This window comes from Caldimonas taiwanensis NBRC 104434 (genome assembly GCF_001592165.1).
Taxonomy (GTDB): domain Bacteria; phylum Pseudomonadota; class Gammaproteobacteria; order Burkholderiales; family Burkholderiaceae_C; genus Caldimonas; species Caldimonas manganoxidans.
In genome coordinates this window covers 104,506-120,607 of sequence record NZ_BCWK01000001.1, presented here as the reverse complement: position 1 = coordinate 120,607, position 16,102 = coordinate 104,506, and the positions used below count along the sequence as shown (strand labels likewise).

General features: G+C 66.6%; 15 protein-coding genes. 8 read left to right on the top strand and 7 right to left on the bottom strand.

Annotated features, from left to right (window positions below):
* Window positions 1–6: 6 nt before the first annotated feature.
* Complete coding sequence (locus tag CTA01S_RS00640; RefSeq protein ID WP_062191034.1) at window positions 7–1,524, top strand: CoA-acylating methylmalonate-semialdehyde dehydrogenase; 1,518 nt, start codon at window positions 7–9, stop codon at window positions 1,522–1,524.
* A 42-nt stretch (window positions 1,525–1,566) separates the two neighbouring features.
* Here the strand turns inward: CTA01S_RS00640 and CTA01S_RS00635 are convergent, their stop codons facing one another.
* Window positions 1,567–2,493 carry a LysR family transcriptional regulator gene (locus CTA01S_RS00635; protein ID WP_062191031.1) on the bottom strand — a complete coding sequence of 309 codons (927 nt, stop codon included), beginning with the start codon at window positions 2,491–2,493 and terminating at the stop codon, window positions 1,567–1,569.
* Between the two features lie 123 nt (window positions 2,494–2,616).
* On the opposite strand from CTA01S_RS00635, the gene CTA01S_RS00630 reads away from it, so the two are divergent.
* The gene (locus tag CTA01S_RS00630) at window positions 2,617–4,059 is read left to right on the top strand and encodes an NADP-dependent isocitrate dehydrogenase (protein WP_062191449.1); all 1,443 of its coding nucleotides are present in this window, start codon (window positions 2,617–2,619) and stop codon (window positions 4,057–4,059) included.
* 21 nt (window positions 4,060–4,080) lie between these two features.
* Here the strand turns inward: CTA01S_RS00630 and CTA01S_RS00625 are convergent, their stop codons facing one another.
* Together CTA01S_RS00625 and CTA01S_RS00620 are read right to left on the bottom strand one after the other, a co-directional pair.
* Window positions 4,081–4,470: a nuclear transport factor 2 family protein gene (locus CTA01S_RS00625; protein WP_062191446.1), complete on the bottom strand. Its 390-nt coding sequence runs from the start codon at window positions 4,468–4,470 to the stop codon at window positions 4,081–4,083.
* A 67-nt stretch (window positions 4,471–4,537) separates the two neighbouring features.
* Window positions 4,538–6,418, bottom strand: coding sequence for a PhoX family protein (locus tag CTA01S_RS00620; RefSeq protein WP_062191028.1), 1,881 nt, complete (start codon window positions 6,416–6,418; stop codon window positions 4,538–4,540).
* 156 nt (window positions 6,419–6,574) lie between these two features.
* Between CTA01S_RS00620 and CTA01S_RS00615 the strand changes: the two genes are divergently transcribed.
* The 6 genes from CTA01S_RS00615 (at window position 6,575) to CTA01S_RS00590 (ending at window position 11,997) form a co-directional block, all read left to right on the top strand.
* Window positions 6,575–7,336: an SDR family NAD(P)-dependent oxidoreductase gene (locus tag CTA01S_RS00615; protein ID WP_019561487.1), complete on the top strand. Its 762-nt coding sequence runs from the start codon at window positions 6,575–6,577 to the stop codon at window positions 7,334–7,336.
* Window positions 7,337–7,371: 35 nt separating this feature from the next.
* Window positions 7,372–8,235 (top strand): branched-chain amino acid ABC transporter permease, encoded by an 864-nt coding sequence (locus tag CTA01S_RS00610; RefSeq protein WP_062191025.1) that lies wholly within the window; start codon window positions 7,372–7,374, stop codon window positions 8,233–8,235.
* Window position 8,236: 1 nt separating this feature from the next.
* Window positions 8,237–9,271 (top strand): branched-chain amino acid ABC transporter permease, encoded by a 1,035-nt coding sequence (locus tag CTA01S_RS00605; RefSeq protein ID WP_062191022.1) that lies wholly within the window; start codon window positions 8,237–8,239, stop codon window positions 9,269–9,271.
* On the top strand, window positions 9,264–10,055 hold the full coding sequence (locus CTA01S_RS00600) for an ABC transporter ATP-binding protein (protein ID WP_019561490.1): 792 nt from the start codon (window positions 9,264–9,266) through the stop codon (window positions 10,053–10,055). The genes CTA01S_RS00605 and CTA01S_RS00600 overlap by 8 nt, the downstream gene beginning before the upstream one ends.
* Window positions 10,042–10,749, top strand: coding sequence for an ABC transporter ATP-binding protein (locus CTA01S_RS00595; protein ID WP_019561491.1), 708 nt, complete (start codon window positions 10,042–10,044; stop codon window positions 10,747–10,749). The genes CTA01S_RS00600 and CTA01S_RS00595 overlap by 14 nt, the downstream gene beginning before the upstream one ends.
* 69 nt (window positions 10,750–10,818) lie before the next feature.
* Window positions 10,819–11,997 (top strand): ABC transporter substrate-binding protein, encoded by a 1,179-nt coding sequence (locus CTA01S_RS00590; RefSeq protein WP_019561492.1) that lies wholly within the window; start codon window positions 10,819–10,821, stop codon window positions 11,995–11,997.
* A 57-nt stretch (window positions 11,998–12,054) separates the two neighbouring features.
* Here the strand turns inward: CTA01S_RS00590 and CTA01S_RS00585 are convergent, their stop codons facing one another.
* The 4 genes from CTA01S_RS00585 to CTA01S_RS00570 form a co-directional block, all read right to left on the bottom strand.
* The gene (locus tag CTA01S_RS00585; protein ID WP_019561493.1) at window positions 12,055–13,242 is read right to left on the bottom strand and encodes an ATP-binding protein; all 1,188 of its coding nucleotides are present in this window, start codon (window positions 13,240–13,242) and stop codon (window positions 12,055–12,057) included.
* Between the two features lie 80 nt (window positions 13,243–13,322).
* Entirely contained in the window at window positions 13,323–14,150 is an 828-nt protein-coding gene (locus CTA01S_RS00580) for an ABC transporter permease (RefSeq protein ID WP_062191019.1), read from the bottom strand.
* Window positions 14,151–14,164: 14 nt separating this feature from the next.
* A complete protein-coding gene (locus CTA01S_RS00575; RefSeq protein WP_019561495.1) occupies window positions 14,165–14,968 on the bottom strand; it encodes an ABC transporter ATP-binding protein in 804 nt (267 codons plus the stop codon).
* A complete protein-coding gene (locus tag CTA01S_RS00570; protein ID WP_084362241.1) occupies window positions 14,965–15,999 on the bottom strand; it encodes an ABC transporter substrate-binding protein in 1,035 nt (344 codons plus the stop codon). The genes CTA01S_RS00575 and CTA01S_RS00570 overlap by 4 nt, the downstream gene beginning before the upstream one ends.
* Between the last annotated feature and the right edge of the window lie 103 nt (window positions 16,000–16,102).

Below are 16,102 nucleotides of genomic sequence, written 5' to 3'. Positions count from 1 at the left end.
AACGAGATGGGAACCTCTACGGCCGCATTTCACGCCACCGTGGCCCACTGGATCGCCGGACGTCACACGGCCGGTGCGAGCGGCCGCGCCCAGCCGGTGTATCAGCCGGCCACCGGTGCGGTGGCGCGGGAAGTGGTGCTGGGCGGCGTCGAGGACGTCAATGCCGCGGTGGCCGCCGCGCAGGCCGCCTTCCCGGCCTGGGCCGACACCCCGCCGATCCGCCGCGCCCGCGTGTTGTTCAAGTTCCTCGAACTGCTCCACCAGCATCGTGACACGCTGGCGGAAATGATCACCGCCGAGCACGGCAAGGTGTATTCCGATGCGCAGGGCGAGGTCACGCGCGGCATCGAGATCGTGGAATTCGCCTGCGGCATTCCGCAGTTGCTCAAGGGCGACTACACCGAGCAGGTCTCCACCGGCATCGACAACTGGACGCTGCGCCAGCCGCTGGGCGTGGTGGCCGGCATCACGCCCTTCAACTTCCCGTGCATGGTGCCGTGCTGGATGTTCCCGGTGGCCCTGGCCTGCGGCAACAGCTTCGTGCTCAAGCCCAGCGAGCGCGATCCCTCGCCCTCGATCTTCATGGCCGAGCTGCTGCAACAGGCCGGCCTGCCCGATGGCGTGTTCAACGTGGTGCAAGGCGACAAAGTCGCCGTCGATGCGCTGCTGGCGCATCCGCAGGTCAAGGCGCTGAGCTTCGTGGGCTCCACGCCGATTGCGCAATACATCTACGAGACCGGCGCCCACCACGGCAAGCGCGTGCAGGCGCTGGGCGGGGCCAAGAACCACATGGTGGTGATGCCCGATGCCGATCTGGACCAGGCGGTGGACGCGTTGATCGGCGCGGCCTATGGTTCCGCCGGCGAGCGCTGCATGGCGATTTCCGTGGCGGTGCTGGTGGGCGAGGTGGCCGACCAGATCGTGCCGCGGCTGGCCGAACGGACCCGGCAGCTCAAGATCAAGAACGGCATGGAACCCGATGCCGAAATGGGCCCCATCGTCACGAAGCAGGCGCTGCAGCGCATCGAAGCCTACATCGCCGAAGGCGTGCGCGAAGGCGCGCACCTCGTGGTCGATGGTCGCGGCCATACGGTGAGCGGTCACGAGCACGGCTTTTGGCTGGGCGGCACGCTGTTCGACCATGTGACCCCCTCGATGCGCATTTACCGCGAGGAAATCTTCGGCCCGGTGCTGTGCTGCGTGCGGGTGCGCGACTTTGCCGAAGCCGTGGCGCTGGTCAATGCACACGAGTATGGCAATGGCGTGGCCTGCTTTACCCGCGATGGCCACGTCGCGCGTGAATTCGCGCGGCGCATCGAGGTGGGCATGGTCGGCATCAATGTGCCCATTCCCGTGCCCATGGCCTGGCATGGCTTCGGGGGCTGGAAACGCTCGCTCTTTGGCGACATGCACGCCTATGGCGAGGAAGGCGTGCGCTTCTACACCCGGCAGAAGTCGGTGATGCAGCGCTGGCCGCAAAACACGCCCCAAGGAGCCCAGTTCGTGATGCCCACCGCGCACTGACTAACCGCGCACTGACGGACCGCGCACTGATCGACCGCGCCCTCAGCCGCGCCGCGCCGGGCGAGGGCGCAGCGCCTGCAGCATGTGCTGGCGAAACGCCTGCGCGATCGGCGACAGCTGCTTGCCGCGCGGGGTGACGAGGTACCAGCTGTTCGGAATCGGAAAACCCTGCACCGGCAGCTCCACCAGATTGCCCGGGGCCATGTGGGTGAGCGCATGGCGACTGAGGATGGCCACCCCCAAGCCGGACAAGACCGCTTCCTTGATGGCCTCGTTGCTGGCGATGGTCAGCGTGCGGCCCAGCGTCCAGCCCTGCTGGGCCAAATAGGTTTCGATCGCATGGCGCGTGCCCGAGCCGGGCTCGCGCATCAGCAGCCGCTCACCGGACAGATCCTGCCAGCGCAGCCGACGACGGCGCACCAGTGGGTGATCCTGCGGGGCGATCAGCACCAACGGGTTGTCGGTCAGCCACTGGGCCTCGATGTCCAGTTCGCGCGGCGGATGGCTGAACACGTAAAGATCGTCGAGGTTGGCTTGCAAGCGCTGCCGGATGTCGGCGCGGTTGCCCACCTGCAGCTCCACCTCCACCTGCGGATGCGCCTTGCAGAACGGGCCCAGCAGCGCCGGCACCAGGTACTTGGCCGTGGTGACCACGCCCAGCCGCAGGCGGCCGATGGACAGGCCGGCTCGTTGGGCCAGCCGCATCTCCAGCCGGTCCAGCACCTCGAAGAGCTCGCGTGTGGCGGCCAACACCTCTTCGCCGACGTCGGTGAGGTACAGCCGCTTGCCAATCTGCTCGAAGGGCTGCACGCCCAGGGCCTCGGAAAGTTTGGCCAATTGCGTGGACACCGTGGGCTGGGCCAAGTGCAGCGCGTGCGCCGCCTCGGTCACGCTCAGGCGCTCGGCCACGGCCTTGAAGATTTCGAGCTGCCGAAAGGTGGTCTGACGGGTGTGCAGGCGGGTTTTCATGGCCGGGCTCCATCAATCGATATTCATAGATATTACTGGCATAGATAATCTATTTTTCAAAATCTTCGTGTTCTTCAAGAATGCCGGCGCGGCCCACCCGGCCGCATGAACGGAGAACACGCCATGAGCCCATCCCTGCCCCTTGTGACCGTCGCGCCTGGCGACGGAATCGGCCCGTCGTTGATGGAGGCCACTTTGCGCATCCTGGACGCCGCGGGTGCGCGCTTGGACATCCGCACGATCGAACTGGGCGAAGCGGTCTATCGAGCCGGCCACGCGTCAGGCATCGCCCCGCAGTCCTGGGACGTGCTGCGCGACAGCCACGTGCTGCTCAAGGGCCCCATCACCACGCCGCAAGGCGGGGGCTACAAGAGCCTGAACGTGAGCCTGCGCAAGGCGCTGGGCCTGTATGCGAACGTGCGGCCCTGCGTGGCCTACCACCCGGTGGTGCCCACCCGGTACCCCGGCATGGACGTGGTGATCGTGCGCGAGAACGAGGAAGACCTCTACGCCGGCATCGAGCACCGTCAGACCGACGAGGTCGTCCAATGCCTCAAGCTCATCACACGGCCGGGCTGCGAGCGCATCGTGCGCTATGCCTTCGAGTACGCACGCCGCCACGGGCGGCGTCGCGTCACCTGCTTCATCAAGGACAACATCATGAAGATGACCGATGGGCTCTTCCATCGCGTCTTCGAGGAGATTGGCGCGCAGTACCCCGAGCTGCAACGCGACAGCCTGATCGTGGACATCGGCACCGCACGCCTGGCCGATGCGCCGCAGGATTTCGATGTCATCGTCACGCCCAATCTCTACGGCGACATCGTCTCGGACGTGGCTGCGCAGATCGCCGGGTCGGTGGGCATGGCCGGTTCGGCCAACATCGGCGAGCACTGCGCGATGTTCGAGGCCATCCACGGCTCGGCACCGCAGCTGGCCGGCCGCGATGTGGCCAATCCCTCCGGATTGCTGAATGCGGCAGTGCTGATGCTGCTGCATCTGGGACAGGCCGAGGTGGCGCAGCGGGTGCACAATGCCTGGCTGCGCACGCTGGAAGAGGGCCTGCACACGGCCGACATCTTTCGCGAGGGTCACAGCCGCCAGCGGCTGGGCACGCAAGCCTTCGCGCAGGCCGTGGTGCAACGCCTGGGGCGCGAGCCGCAAATCCTGCGCCCCGCTCGCTTCGATGCGCAAGGCCCGCTGCAACTGCCAGCGCCGGCGCGTCGTGCACCGGCTCGCAAGCAGCTCGTCGGTGTCGATGTGTTCCTGCACTGGAGCGGCTCGTCGCCCGAGCCGCTCGCCCAAGCGCTACGACGCCTGACCCCGGGCTTGCTCGGCCTGCAGCTCATCACCAACCGTGGCGTGAAGGTGTGGCCGCACGGCCTGCCGCAAACCTTTTGCGTGGACCATTGGCGCTGTCGCTTCAAGGCCGCCAACGACGGCCTGCGCTTCGACGAGGTGCTCGATTTGCAGGCCCGGCTGCACCAAGCCGGCTATGAGGTCATCAAGACCGAAAACCTCTACCACTTCGACGGCGAGCCCGGCTATGCCGGGGTGCACGGCTGAAGGCGCGCCTGGCCGCAGCACTCAGCGCCGCGCTTGCAGCATCGCCGCCATGCGCTCGTGGATCAGGTGCACCGCCTTCAAAGGCCGCAACATGACCTTGAAGTCGGTGATCTGGCCGGCCTGGTTCCAGCGCAGGATGTCCACGCCGTTGATGTACAGACCGTCGAGCTCGAGCTCGAACTCCAGCATCGCATCGGACGGGCCGACGATCTCGCGCACATAGCGGAAACTCGGGTGGCCAAACACCTGGAAGGCCGCACCGAGATAGGCCGCTGCCAGCGCCCGCCCCCGCTGCGGTGTGTGCACCACGGGGGAGTGGAAGACGGCGTCTTCGGCCAACAGGGCATGCAGCCCTGCGGCATCTTGCTCGCGCACCAGTCGGTGCCAGGTGTCCAGAGGATGAGGCGTCATGGGCGGCATGCCAGGGGTCGAAGAGCGGCAGTATCGGGCCATCCAGACCGAAAGTCGAGCCCACCGCTCACGTGCCCACCACGCCGCCATCACGCTTGCGGATGGCCACCGTGGCCGATCGGGGCCGGCCGCCGTCAGGCCAGCGGGAGTGTTGGGTGGGCTGCGCCGGGTCGCTGCGGTCGTTCTCCGGCTCGCCCGGGTGCTGAATGTTGACGAACATCGTGGTGCCGTCAGGGGTCATGGTGGCGCCGGTGATCTCGGCGCCGCAGGGGCCGGTGAGGAAGCGGCGCACTTCACCCGTGGCCGGATCACAAGCCAGCATTTGGTTGTTGCCCAGCCGCGCGAACTCGCCGCGGCCCATGACGCTGGCGCTCATGTCGGTCTGGATCCACAACACACCGCGCGGATCGACCCACAGGCCATCGGGGTTGGCGAACGCATCGCCGCGGATGTTGCCTTGCGCTTCGGTACGCGCATTCATCGGGTCGCCAGCCAAAAGGAACACCTCCCAGGTGAAGGTTTCACCGTCGAAGTCGCCCTCCTCGCGCCAGCGAATGATGTGACCCATGTGGTTGCGTGCGCGCGGGTGGGCCGCGTCCACACCCGGGAAGCCTTCGGTGCCGCGGCGGCTGTTGTTGGTCAGTGAGCAAAACACCTCGCGCGTGACCGCGTTGACCGCCACCCATTCGGGACGGTCCATCGGCGTGGCCCGCAACGCATCGCTGGCCTGGCGGGCCTGGATGAGCACCTGGCCCTGGTCGGCAAAGCCATGGGCTGCCGTCAACGGCCCGCGGCCATGCACCAAGGGCAGCCAGCGGCCACGGCCATCGGCGTCGAAGCGCGCGACGTAGAGCGTGCCGTGGTCCAGCAGCTCGGCATTGGCCTTCGCACCACCGGGGCGGATGGCATCGCGCGAGACGAATTTGTAGAGGTACTCGAAGCGGGCATCCTCGCCGCTGTACACGACCGCACGGCCGTTGCGGGTGACGGCCACGGTGGCGCCCTCATGGGCCGCACGGCCCAAGGCGGTGCGCTTGACCGGCATGGACTGCGGATCGAAAGGATCGACCTCGACGATCCAACCGAAGCGGTTCGGCTCATGCGGGTGGCGCGCGGCATCGAAACGTTCGTCGAACTCATGCCAGCGGTAGCCCCAATCGGCCCCCATCCCCCAGCGGCGCTGGTGGGCATCGAGCAGTGTCGGGGCGGCAAAGTAGCCGATGAAGTTCTCTTCCCCGCTGAGATAGGTGCCCCAAGGGGTGAGGCCGGCGGCGCAGTTGTTCAAGGTGCCCAGCACGGTGCGGCCCGCCGGGTCGGCCGCGGTGCGCATCAGCGGATGGCCGGCGGCAGGGCCGCGCAACGCACACGGTGTGAAGGCCGTGAGGCGGCGCGCATGACGTGAGGGGCGCACCAGCGCCCAGCGACCGTCGCGCAGGGTCACCTCCACCACCGAGATGCCATGCGCGGCCTGGCTCTTGCGCACTTTCTCGGCCGACCAGTGGGCCATGCCGTCGGGATGCAGCAAGCCCTCATCGGTGTATTCATGGTTCATCACCAGCAGCCCCCGGTCGCTGCGGCCCTCCAGCGGAAAGAACTGCAGCCCGTCGTGATGCATGCCCAGTTGCGCCGCCTGGTCGGCCGCGCTGTGGCTTGCGTCGGCGCGCCACGGCGGCATGTGCCCGGGCAAGCCCACGGGCTCGCCCCAGCGCGCGATCACCTGGGCCTCGTAGCCCTCGGGCACGACCACGGTGTCGGCCGTCGATGGCGGCACACCGCGAAAGCCCAGCAGGCGCGACGACGACGCCGAAGCCGACGCCAGACCCAGCGAGGCGAGGGCCACGGCCGTGCCGCCTTGCAGCACGCGGCGGCGCGAAAGGTCGCACAACGACCGCAGGTCCACACATTCGCTGCGATTGGACCATTCCATGCGTTCATCGTCCTTGGGCATGACGCCTCACCTTGCTGAATACGCCCTGAAGAAGTGGACGGCCGTCCACAAACCTAGGGCAGACCCTGGGGTTGTCTCATGGGTGACTGCGGCCCTCGGGACCCTTCCCCTACCTTGTGCCCACGCATTATCGAGAAGGAAAGAAGGAGACAGCGGATGCAGCTTTTTCGCCTGGACCACAAGGTGGCGATCGTGACCGGCTCCAGCCGGGGCATCGGCCGCTCGATCGCCGAGAACCTGGCGCGCTGCGGCGCGCGGGTGGTGATCTCCAGCCGCAAGGCCGAGGCCTGCGAAGCCGTGGCCCAGGCCATCCGCGACGAAGGCGGCCAGGCCATGGCCATCCCCGCCAACATCTCGTCCAAAGAGCAGCTCCAAGCCTTGGTGGCGCAAACCCGCGAGCACTGGGGGCCGATCGACATCTTGGTGTGCAATGCCGCCAGCAATCCCTACTACGGCCCCAGCACCGGGATGAGCGATGAGGTCTTCGACAAGATCATGCGCAACAACGTGCTGAGCAACCATTGGCTGTGCCAGATGGTGCGCGAAGACATGGCGGCCAAAAAGGACGGGGCCATCATCATCGTTTCGTCCATCGGCGGCTTGCACGGCTCGACCACCATCGGCGCCTACAACATCTCCAAGGCGGCCGACATGCAGCTGGCGCGCAACCTGGCCGTGGAATGGGGGCCGGACAACATCCGCGTCAATTGCATCGCCCCGGGCGTGATTCGCACCGATTTCGCCAAGGCCTTGGTCGACGACCCGCGGGTGCGCGCGCTGATCGAAACGCAGCTGCCGCTGCGCCGCTTCGGCGAGCCCGATGACATCGGCGGCATCGCAGTGATGCTGGCCTCGGCCGCTGGACGCTACATCACCGGGCAGACGATCGTGGCCGATGGCGGCTACATGATCCGCTGAGCCTGCGCCCTTCCCTTCCACACGGAGTTCTCCCCTTGGACTCGTTCTTCCAGCAAGTGCTCAACGGGCTGACGCTCGGGGGCATTTACAGCTTGGTGGCCCTGGGTCTGACCCTGGTCTACGGCATCTTGCACGTGCCCAATTTCGCGCACGGGGCGTTCTACATGGCCGGTGCTTATGCGGCGTTCTGGCTGATCACCGAGCAAGGCTTCCACTACTGGGTGGGCATGGCCGGTGCCGCAGTGGCGGTGGCGCTGATCGCCGTTGCGGCCGAGCGGCTGGTGTTCCACCCGCTGCGTGAGGCCCCGGCCCTGCACCACATGATCGCGGCCATCGGCCTGCTGCTGTTCTTGGAAGCCGGCGCGCAGGCCGTGTGGGGCGCCGACTTCCACCGCCTGCCCACGCCCTACACCGGCATCGTCGACATCGGCGGCGCCACCGCCCCGGTGCAACGCTTGATGATCGTCGGCGCGGCCTTTGCGTTGATGGTGGCCTTGCACCTGTTCCTGACAAAGACGGTGATCGGCTCGACCATCATCGCGATGGCGCAAAACCGGCAGGGCGCGGCCCTGGTGGGCATCGACCCCAACCGCGTGGCGATGCTGACCTTTGCGATCTCGGGCGCGCTGGCCGCGGTGGCCGCCACGCTGTATGCGCCGATCAACCTCATCTACCCCGCCATGGGCCACCTGGTCATCACCAAGGCCTTCGTGATCATCATCCTGGGCGGCATGGGCAGCGTGCCCGGCGCGATCGTCGGTGGCTTGATCATCGGCTTTGCCGAGAGCTTCGGCGCCTTCTACATCTCGCCCGACTACAAGGACATCATCGCCTTTGCACTGCTGGTGGTGATCCTGTCGCTGCGCCCCGAGGGGCTGCTCACCAAGGGAGTGCGCTGACATGGACCGCCTCTTGGACCTTTTGCACGGCAAGCTCGGCTGGAGCCTGCTGCTGGCTGCCGGCATCGCGTTTCCCTTCGTGGCCGGCAACGACTACCACCTCACGGTGATGTCCACCGCCTACATCTATGCGCTGGCCACCCTGGGGCTGAACCTCATCACCGGCTACACCGGCCAATTCAACCTCGCGCACGCCGGCTTCATGGCCGTGGGTGCCTACACGGTGGGCATTCTCACGGTGGACCATGGCCTGCCCTTCTGGGTGGCGTTTGCGCTGTCGGGCGCGGTGGCGGCCGTGCTGGGCTTTTTCGTCGGCATCGTCTCGCTGCGGCTCAAGGGCCACTACTTCTCGATCTTCACGCTGTGCGTGGGCTACATCCTGTACCTCGTGATCGAAAAGTGGGAGAGCCTCACCCACGGCACGGTGGGCATCATCGGCATCCCGTCGCCCTCGCCCATCGGCCCGCTGCAGTTCGAGTCGCCGCGCGAGCTGTACTACCTGGTGCTGTTCTTCCTGGCCGTGGGCCTGTGGGCCATGCACCGCATCGTCCACTCGCTGGTCGGGCGCAGCTTCGTGGCCGTGCGCAACAGCGAGGATTTGGCCGAGGCGCTGGGCCTCCACCTGATGCGCACCAAACTGACGGCTTTCGTGCTGTCGGTCGTCTATGCCGGGTGGGCCGGTGGCCTGTACGCGGGCTTCGTGCGCTTTCTGGGCCCCGGCGTGGCCGGGGTGGAGCACACCTTCGACATGACGATGTACATGCTCGTGGGCGGCATCGGCACGATGTTGGGTCCTTTGCTGGGCGCTGTGGCCATGCCCTGGCTCACCCAGTACCTGCAGTTCCTGCAGGAATACCGCTTCGTGGTGTTCGGCCCCCTGCTCATCGTGCTGATCATCTTCCTGCCGCACGGTGTGGTGGGCAGTGGGCTGCAGTGGCGCGCGCGGCGCCAGTCGCGGCAGGCCGCGGCGGCCCACGCCGCGGCCCGACAGCGCCCTGCCGCAGCCTGGTCCCCTCAGGAGGATGGCCATGCTTGAGATCCATCGACTGACCAAGCGCTTTGGCGGCCTGGCGGCCGTGCGCGAGGTGAGCACCACGATCGAGCCCGGCTCGATCCACGCGATCATCGGCCCCAACGGCGCGGGCAAAACCACGTTGTTCAATCTGATCAGCGGCGCCCTGAGGCCCACCAGCGGACGCATCGTCTACGAAGGCCGCGACGTCGCTGGCCTGCGCGCCGACCAGATGGCGGCGCTGGGCGTGGCCCGCACGTTCCAAACCACCGCGCTGTTCGACCGCGCCACGGTGCTGGACAACCTCATCGTGGGTCACCGCTTGCGCACCCGCTCAGGGCTGTGGGACGCGCTGTTGCGCACACGCCGCCTGCGCGAAGAGGAGAAGCGCTGCCGGCACCAGGCAGAGCAGGCGCTGGATTTCGTGGGCCTGAGCCATGCGGCCCACCGCATGGCCGGCGACCTCTCGCAGGAAGAGCGCAAGCGCGTGGCCTTCGCGCTGGCGCTGGCCACCCAGCCCAAGCTGGTGCTGCTGGACGAACCCGCCGGCGGTGTGAACCCCGAGGAGACCGCGGGGCTGGCCGCGCTCATCCGCAAGATGCGCGACAGCGGCCTGACGGTGTGCCTGATCGAACACAAGATGGACATGATCATGCGCCTGGCCGACAAGATCGTGGTGCTGAACTACGGCGAAAAGATCGCCGAGGGCCGCCCGGCCGAGATCCGCCGCCATCCGCAAGTGATCGAAGCCTACTTGGGCCGCGACGACACCCATGGCATCCAGGAGGTCGCCGATGCTGCAGCTTGAGAACGTGAGCCTGCACTACGGCGCGTTCCGCGCGCTGCACGGCGTGTCGCTGCATGCCGACGAGGGCGAGCTGGTGGTGTTGCTCGGTGCCAATGGGGCCGGCAAGAGTTCGATCTTCCTGACCGCCAGCGGTCTGCTCAAGCCGTCTGGCGGGCGCATTCGGCTGCGTGGCAAAGACATGACGAGTGCCAAACCGGCCCGCTGGGTCCAGCAGGGCCTGGTGCTGTGCCCCGAAGGCCGCAAGCTCTTTCCCGGCATGTCGGTGCTGAAGAACCTGATGCTGGGCGCCTATGTGCACCGGCGCGACCGCAAGGGCAACGCCAAGCTGCTCGAGGAGGTCTTCGACCTGTTCCCCATCCTGCGCGAGAAGAAGGACCAAGCGGCCGGCTCGCTGTCGGGCGGGCAGCAGCAAATGGTGGCCATCGGCCGCGCGCTGATGGGCCGACCCCAAGCCTTGCTGCTGGACGAGCCGTCGCTGGGGCTGGCGCCGCTGGTGGTCAAGCAGGTGCTGGAAGTGATCCAGCGCATCAACCGCGCCGGCACCACGGTGCTGTTGGCCGAGCAAAACGCGTACGCCGCGCTGCAGATCGCCCACCGCGCCTACGTGCTGGAAGGTGGGCGCATCGTGATGGAAGGCCGCCGCGAGGAGCTGCTGGGCCACGACGCCATCCGGCGGGCCTACATCGGCGCTTGATGTCGGTTTCCTTCCGTTCCCACCCCATGCCGGCCCCCGCGGTCCGGCTTCACTCAGGAGAGCAAAGACATGTCATACCCATCCTCATCGCGCCGCCTCGTGCTGCGCAGTGCGGCCGCCTTGGCCCTGGCGGGCATCGGCAGCGCCGCGGTCGCCCAGGAGGTCGTCAAGATCGGTTTTTCGGGCCCCTTGAGCGGCGGCGCCGCGCTGTACGGCAAGAACGTGCTGTCCGGCATGGAGATGGCCATCGCCGAGATCAACGCCGATGGCCTGGAGGTGGCCGGCAAGAAGGTCAAGCTGGAACTCGTGGCCCTGGACGACAAGTACAACCCGAGCGAAAGCGCGATCAACACGCAGCGCCTGGTGCAAGAGCACAAAACACCGGCGGTCTTGATCCCGCACTCGGGCGGCAGCTTCGCGGTGCAGACCACCAACGAGCGCCTGGGTGTGCTGCTGCTGTCCTACACCAGTGTGCCCACCATCACCGCACGCGGCAACACCCTCACCCTGCGCATTCCGCCGGAGTTCACCGGTTACGTCGAGCCCTTCACACGCTACGCGATGGGCAAGTACGGCAAGAACCTGGCCATTGCCAATGCCGACCATGACTACGCCAAGGCCTGGACGGCGGCCTTCAAACCGGCCTGGGAAGCCGCCGGCGGCAAGATCGTGGCCGAGAACCCGATGTCGTACAACCGCTCGACCGATTTCTACAGCGGCGTGAGCCGGGTGCTGGCCTCCAAGCCCGACGTGATGTTCATCGGTGGCGCCTCCGAGCCCACCGGCCTGGTGGTCAAGCAAGCGCGCGAGCTGGGCTTCAAGGGCGGCTTCGTGATCATCGATCAGGCCAAGATGGACGAGATCGCGAAAGTGACCGGCGGCTACGGCCCGCTGGAAGGCTCGATCGGCGTGCTGCCCCTGGTGGAAGACACGCGAGCGCACGCGCGGGACTTCGTCGAACGCTTCCGCAAGCTCCACCCGGGCCGCGACCCGAGCTCCGAGGTTTCGCTGAACTACACGGCGGTGCATGCGCTTGCCCAAGCGATGCGCCTGGCCGGCACGGTCAGCGATGCCAAGGCCATCCGCGCCAAGCTGAACGAAGCCTTCAAAACGCTGCCGAAGAAGTACAACCCCAACGACATCGAAGGCGTGGACGACAAAGGCGGCGCGCTGGCCAACACCTACGTGGCCGTGGTCGAAGGCGGCAAGATCCGGCAGGTGACCCTGCGCGAACTGAGCAGCAAGTAAGCGCGGCGCCCCGCCAAGCCCCCGGGGCCTCGCGGCCCCGTTTTGCAGGGCGGGCGCTCAGCGCCAGCCGTCCTCCGGCATGATGCGCTTCATGAACTGATCGAACATCGGCACGGTGAAGGCCGTGTCGCCATGGTTGGGGCTCCAGATCATGCCCTTCTTGATGAGGGAAGTGCGCACGGGCGCGAGCGTCGTGACTTTCTCACCCAGGGTATCGGCAATGTCGCCGGATCGATGCGGCCCGGCGCCCAGTTCGGCCATGGCGCGCAGGTAGCGCCTTTCCTTCGGGGTGCAGCGGTCGAAGCGCACGCGGAAAAAGCCCTCGTCCAGTTCCGCGCGCGCCGTGGTGGAGGCCCGCTCCACGTCGGCCAGGGTGATGGGCGACTGCGCGGCGGCATTCCAGGCGTGACTGCCCCAGGTCTGCAAGAAGTACGCGTAGCGCTGGGTCACGTCCAGGATGCGCTGCACCGCGTCGGGCATGATGGCGGCCCCTTCGTCCTCGATGGGCTTGACGATGGCCACGCGCGCGGCATCGGGGGGCAAGGCCCCGATCTCGGTGAAGTCGAACATCCGCTCGGCATAAGACTTCGCGTTGCCCATGCGGCCACGCAGCTGCGGCAGGCCCGCCCCGACCAGCACCACCGGGAGCTGCCGCTGCGCGCTGCGATGCAGAGCCGTGATCAGTGCGGCAAGCTGGGCTTCCTCGACATACTGCAGTTCGTCGATGAACAAAGCCAACGCAGTGCCCGCAGCCTTCGCCGCCAGGCCGGCCTGCTCCATGAGGGCCAGCAGGTCGAGCTCGAGGTCGCCGTTGTCGGCCAGGCCGGGCTCGGGCTCGTAGTCCAGGCCCACCTCGATGTCCTTGTAGGTGACCTTCAGCTTGCGGGCAAAACCCGCCAAGGCGCGCAGGCCGCGGATGGCCAGGTCCTTGGCGTTGTCCAGCATACTCAGGCGCAGCAGAGCCTGGCGCAACTGCGGCGCCAGCAGGGCCGGCAAGGACCGCTCCTCGGGTGCTTCGACGCGGATGGTGTGGATGCCCGCGGCCTCGGCATCCTCGCGCATGCGGTCGAGCAGCACGGTCTTGCCCACACCGCGCAGGCCCACGAGCATCATGCTCTTGGCAGGCCGCCCCCGGCGCACACGCTCCATCGCAATGTGCACCTCCCGGCGCAAGTCATCACGGCCCGCCAGTTCGGGTGGGGGAGCGCCCGCCCCGGGCGCAAAGGGGTTGCGGATGGGGTCCATTGCGGAAATATACATGAATTAGCAAGTTTATGTTCAAAACATAAATTCGCTAATTCACCTTGAATTGCCCCCCGGGACGGCTAGAGCTTCTCGGTCTCCCCGCTCTTGGGCTGCCACTTCATCAGCTTCTTTTCGATCACACCCACCAGGGCGTCGAGCACCAGCGCAAAGGCGGTGAGCACCAGGATGCCGGCCATCACGGTGTTGATGTCGAAGCTGCCTTCGGCTTGCAGGATGAGGTAGCCCACGCCGCGGGCCGAGCCGAGGTATTCACCCACCACGGCGCCGACGAAGGCCAGCCCCACCGAGGTGTGCAGCGAGCTGAAGACCCAGCTCGTCGCACTGGGCAGATAGACATGGCGCAACAACTGCTTCTGGCTGGCACCCAGCATGCGGGCATTGGCCAGCACCACCGGGCTGACCTCTTTGACGCCTTGGTAGACATTGAAAAAGACGATGAAGAAGACGAGCGTCACGCCCAGCGCCACCTTGGAGGCGATCCCTAGCCCGAACCACACTGCGAAGATGGGCGCGAGGATCACGCGCGGCATGGAGTTGGCCGCCTTGATGTAGGGGTCGAGGATGGCCGCGGCCATCGGGCTGAGCGCCAGCCACAGGCCCATGGCCAGGCCGAAGACGGTGCCAATGCCAAAGGCCAGCAAGGTCTCGATCAGCGTGATCCACAGGTGCTGGTAGATGTCGGCCGAGACGAAGAACCAATCCCAGATGCGGCCGAAGATCTTCAACGGCTCGCCGAAGAAGAAGGCGGCTTGCTGGTCGTTGTCGAAGATGAAAGGCGGCAGCAGGCCCGGCTGGGTCATCACGTGCCAGAACGCGAAGACCACGACCAGCACACCCGCCTGCCAGACCCGCAGGTTCCGAGGGTTGGGTTTGATGCGTTGCCACATATCGATTCAGCGAGTCAGGCGGCCAGTTGCTGCCGGTAGCCTTTGAGCACTTCCTCGCGCAGCACGTCCCAGATGGCCTGGTGCAGCTCGATGAAGCGCGGGGTCATGCGCACTTCGGCCACGTCGCGCGGGCGTTCGATGTCGATCGTGAATTCGCCGATGGGACGCGAGCCCGGGCCGGCGCTGAGCACCACCACGCGATCGCTCATCGCGATGGCTTCATCCAGGTCATGGGTGATGAACAGCACCGCCTTCTTCTTCTCGGCCCACAGCTGCAGCACTTCGTTTTCCATCAGTTGGCGGGTCTGGATGTCCAGCGCCGAAAACGGCTCGTCCATCAGGATGATGTCGGGGTCGAGCACCAGGGTCTGCGCCAGGCTGGTGCGCTTGCGCATGCCGCCGGAGAGTTGGTGCGGGTAGCGGTCGCCAAAGCCGCCCAGGCCCACGCGCTTGAGCCAGTGCTCGGCCTGCGCGCGCGCATCAGGCACGCCGCGGAACTGCAGCCCGGCCATCACGTTGTCGATCGCGGTGCGCCAGGGCATCAGCGAGTCGGCCTGGAACATGTAGCCGGCACGGGTATTGATGCCCACCAGCGGCTGGCCGAAGACTTCGACGCGCCCGCTGCTGGGCGCCAGCAAGCCCGCCGCCACGTTGAGCAAGGTGCTCTTGCCGCAGCCGGTGGGGCCCACCACCGAGACGAACTCGCCCGGCGCGATGTCGAGGTGGACATCGCGCACGGCGGTGTAGCGTTGGGTTTTGTCCTCGCGGCTGACGAAGGTGCAGGTGATGCCCTGCAGCGAAAGCGCTGGTGCCGTCATGCTTTGGGGTACTTGGCGTTGGCCTTCTTCACGAAGTCGTTGGTGTAGACGGCTTGCAGGTCGAACTTCACGTTGTGGAGCGACTCGTCGATGCTGCGCAGGGCGCGCAAGGCCGTCTCGGGGCCGGCCTCGGGGATCATGCCGTCGGCAGACAAGGCCCCCTTGGCCGCCAGGAAGGCGTCGATGTAGACCGCACGGTCACCAAGCAAGTAGCTCTCGGGCACGGCTTTGACGATGTCGGACGGGCCGGCCTGCTGGATCCATTTGTTGGCGCGCACGATCGCATTGGCCAGCGCTTGCACGGTATGGGGGTTTTTGTCGATGAAGGCCTGCGGCGCATACAGGCACCCGGCTGGCATCGGGCCGCCAAACACACGGTCGGCTTCTTTGACCACACGGGTGTCGGAGACGATCTTCAGGTCGCCCGAACGCTGCAGCAACGTGATCACCGGGTCGAGGTTGGAAATCGCATCGATTTGGCCGGCGCGCATGGCGGCAACCGCACCGCTGGACGCCCCCACGCCGATGATGGACACGTCGCTGGGCTTCAAGCCCGCCTTGGCCAGCACGAAGTTGACCATCACGTTGGTGGACGAACCCGGGGCGGTCACGCCGATCTTCTTGCCTTTGAGATCGGCCACCGATTTGAAGTTGGGCAGGGTCTTGGGATTGACGCCGAGCACGATTTGCGGCGCACGCCCCTGCAGCACGAAGGCGCGCATGCGCTGGCCCTTGGCCTGCATGTTGAGGGTGTGCTCGAAGGCGCCCGAGACCACGTCGGCGCTGCCGCCGACCACGGCCTGCAGCGCGCGCGAGCCGCCGGCGAAGTCGGCAATCGTCAGGTCCAATCCCTCGTCTTTGAAATAGCCCAGCGTCTCGGCCACGGTCAGTGGCAGGTAATACAGCAGGTTCTTGCCGCCCACGGCGATCGTGAGCTTGGGTTTTTCCAGCGCTTGGGCACGAAGCGGCATGGGTGCGGCCAGCGCACCGGCGGCAGCAGCACAGGCAGAGAGGAAGTGACGACGCTTCATGGCTTGTCTCCTGTGGGTCGATCGTTGAGATCGAAAGTATCGATCCAAACCACTGTAATGCCAGTGCAGGCCAGCGGCTGTACGTGCTTGCCCCGACAGCCCT

What these genes read in the sequence shown, in the direction of transcription:
- CTA01S_RS00585 (WP_019561493.1), bottom strand. Translation starts at nt 13,242, where the DNA reads ATGGACCCCATCCGCAACCCCTTTGCGCCCGGGGCGGGCGCTCCCCCA.
- CTA01S_RS00580 (WP_062191019.1), bottom strand. Translation starts at nt 14,150, where the DNA reads ATGTGGCAACGCATCAAACCCAACCCTCGGAACCTGCGGGTCTGGCAG.
- CTA01S_RS00635 (WP_062191031.1), bottom strand. Translation starts at nt 2,493, where the DNA reads ATGAAAACCCGCCTGCACACCCGTCAGACCACCTTTCGGCAGCTCGAA.
- CTA01S_RS00625 (WP_062191446.1), bottom strand. Translation starts at nt 4,470, where the DNA reads ATGACGCCTCATCCTCTGGACACCTGGCACCGACTGGTGCGCGAGCAA.
- CTA01S_RS00590 (WP_019561492.1), top strand. Translation starts at nt 10,819, where the DNA reads ATGTCATACCCATCCTCATCGCGCCGCCTCGTGCTGCGCAGTGCGGCC.
- CTA01S_RS00600 (WP_019561490.1), top strand. Translation starts at nt 9,264, where the DNA reads ATGCTTGAGATCCATCGACTGACCAAGCGCTTTGGCGGCCTGGCGGCC.
- CTA01S_RS00640 (WP_062191034.1), top strand. Translation starts at nt 7, where the DNA reads ATGGGAACCTCTACGGCCGCATTTCACGCCACCGTGGCCCACTGGATC.
- CTA01S_RS00605 (WP_062191022.1), top strand. Translation starts at nt 8,237, where the DNA reads ATGGACCGCCTCTTGGACCTTTTGCACGGCAAGCTCGGCTGGAGCCTG.
- CTA01S_RS00630 (WP_062191449.1), top strand. Translation starts at nt 2,617, where the DNA reads ATGAGCCCATCCCTGCCCCTTGTGACCGTCGCGCCTGGCGACGGAATC.
- CTA01S_RS00570 (WP_084362241.1), bottom strand. Translation starts at nt 15,999, where the DNA reads ATGAAGCGTCGTCACTTCCTCTCTGCCTGTGCTGCTGCCGCCGGTGCG.
- CTA01S_RS00615 (WP_019561487.1), top strand. Translation starts at nt 6,575, where the DNA reads ATGCAGCTTTTTCGCCTGGACCACAAGGTGGCGATCGTGACCGGCTCC.
- CTA01S_RS00620 (WP_062191028.1), bottom strand. Translation starts at nt 6,418, where the DNA reads ATGCCCAAGGACGATGAACGCATGGAATGGTCCAATCGCAGCGAATGT.
- CTA01S_RS00595 (WP_019561491.1), top strand. Translation starts at nt 10,042, where the DNA reads ATGCTGCAGCTTGAGAACGTGAGCCTGCACTACGGCGCGTTCCGCGCG.
- CTA01S_RS00575 (WP_019561495.1), bottom strand. Translation starts at nt 14,968, where the DNA reads ATGACGGCACCAGCGCTTTCGCTGCAGGGCATCACCTGCACCTTCGTC.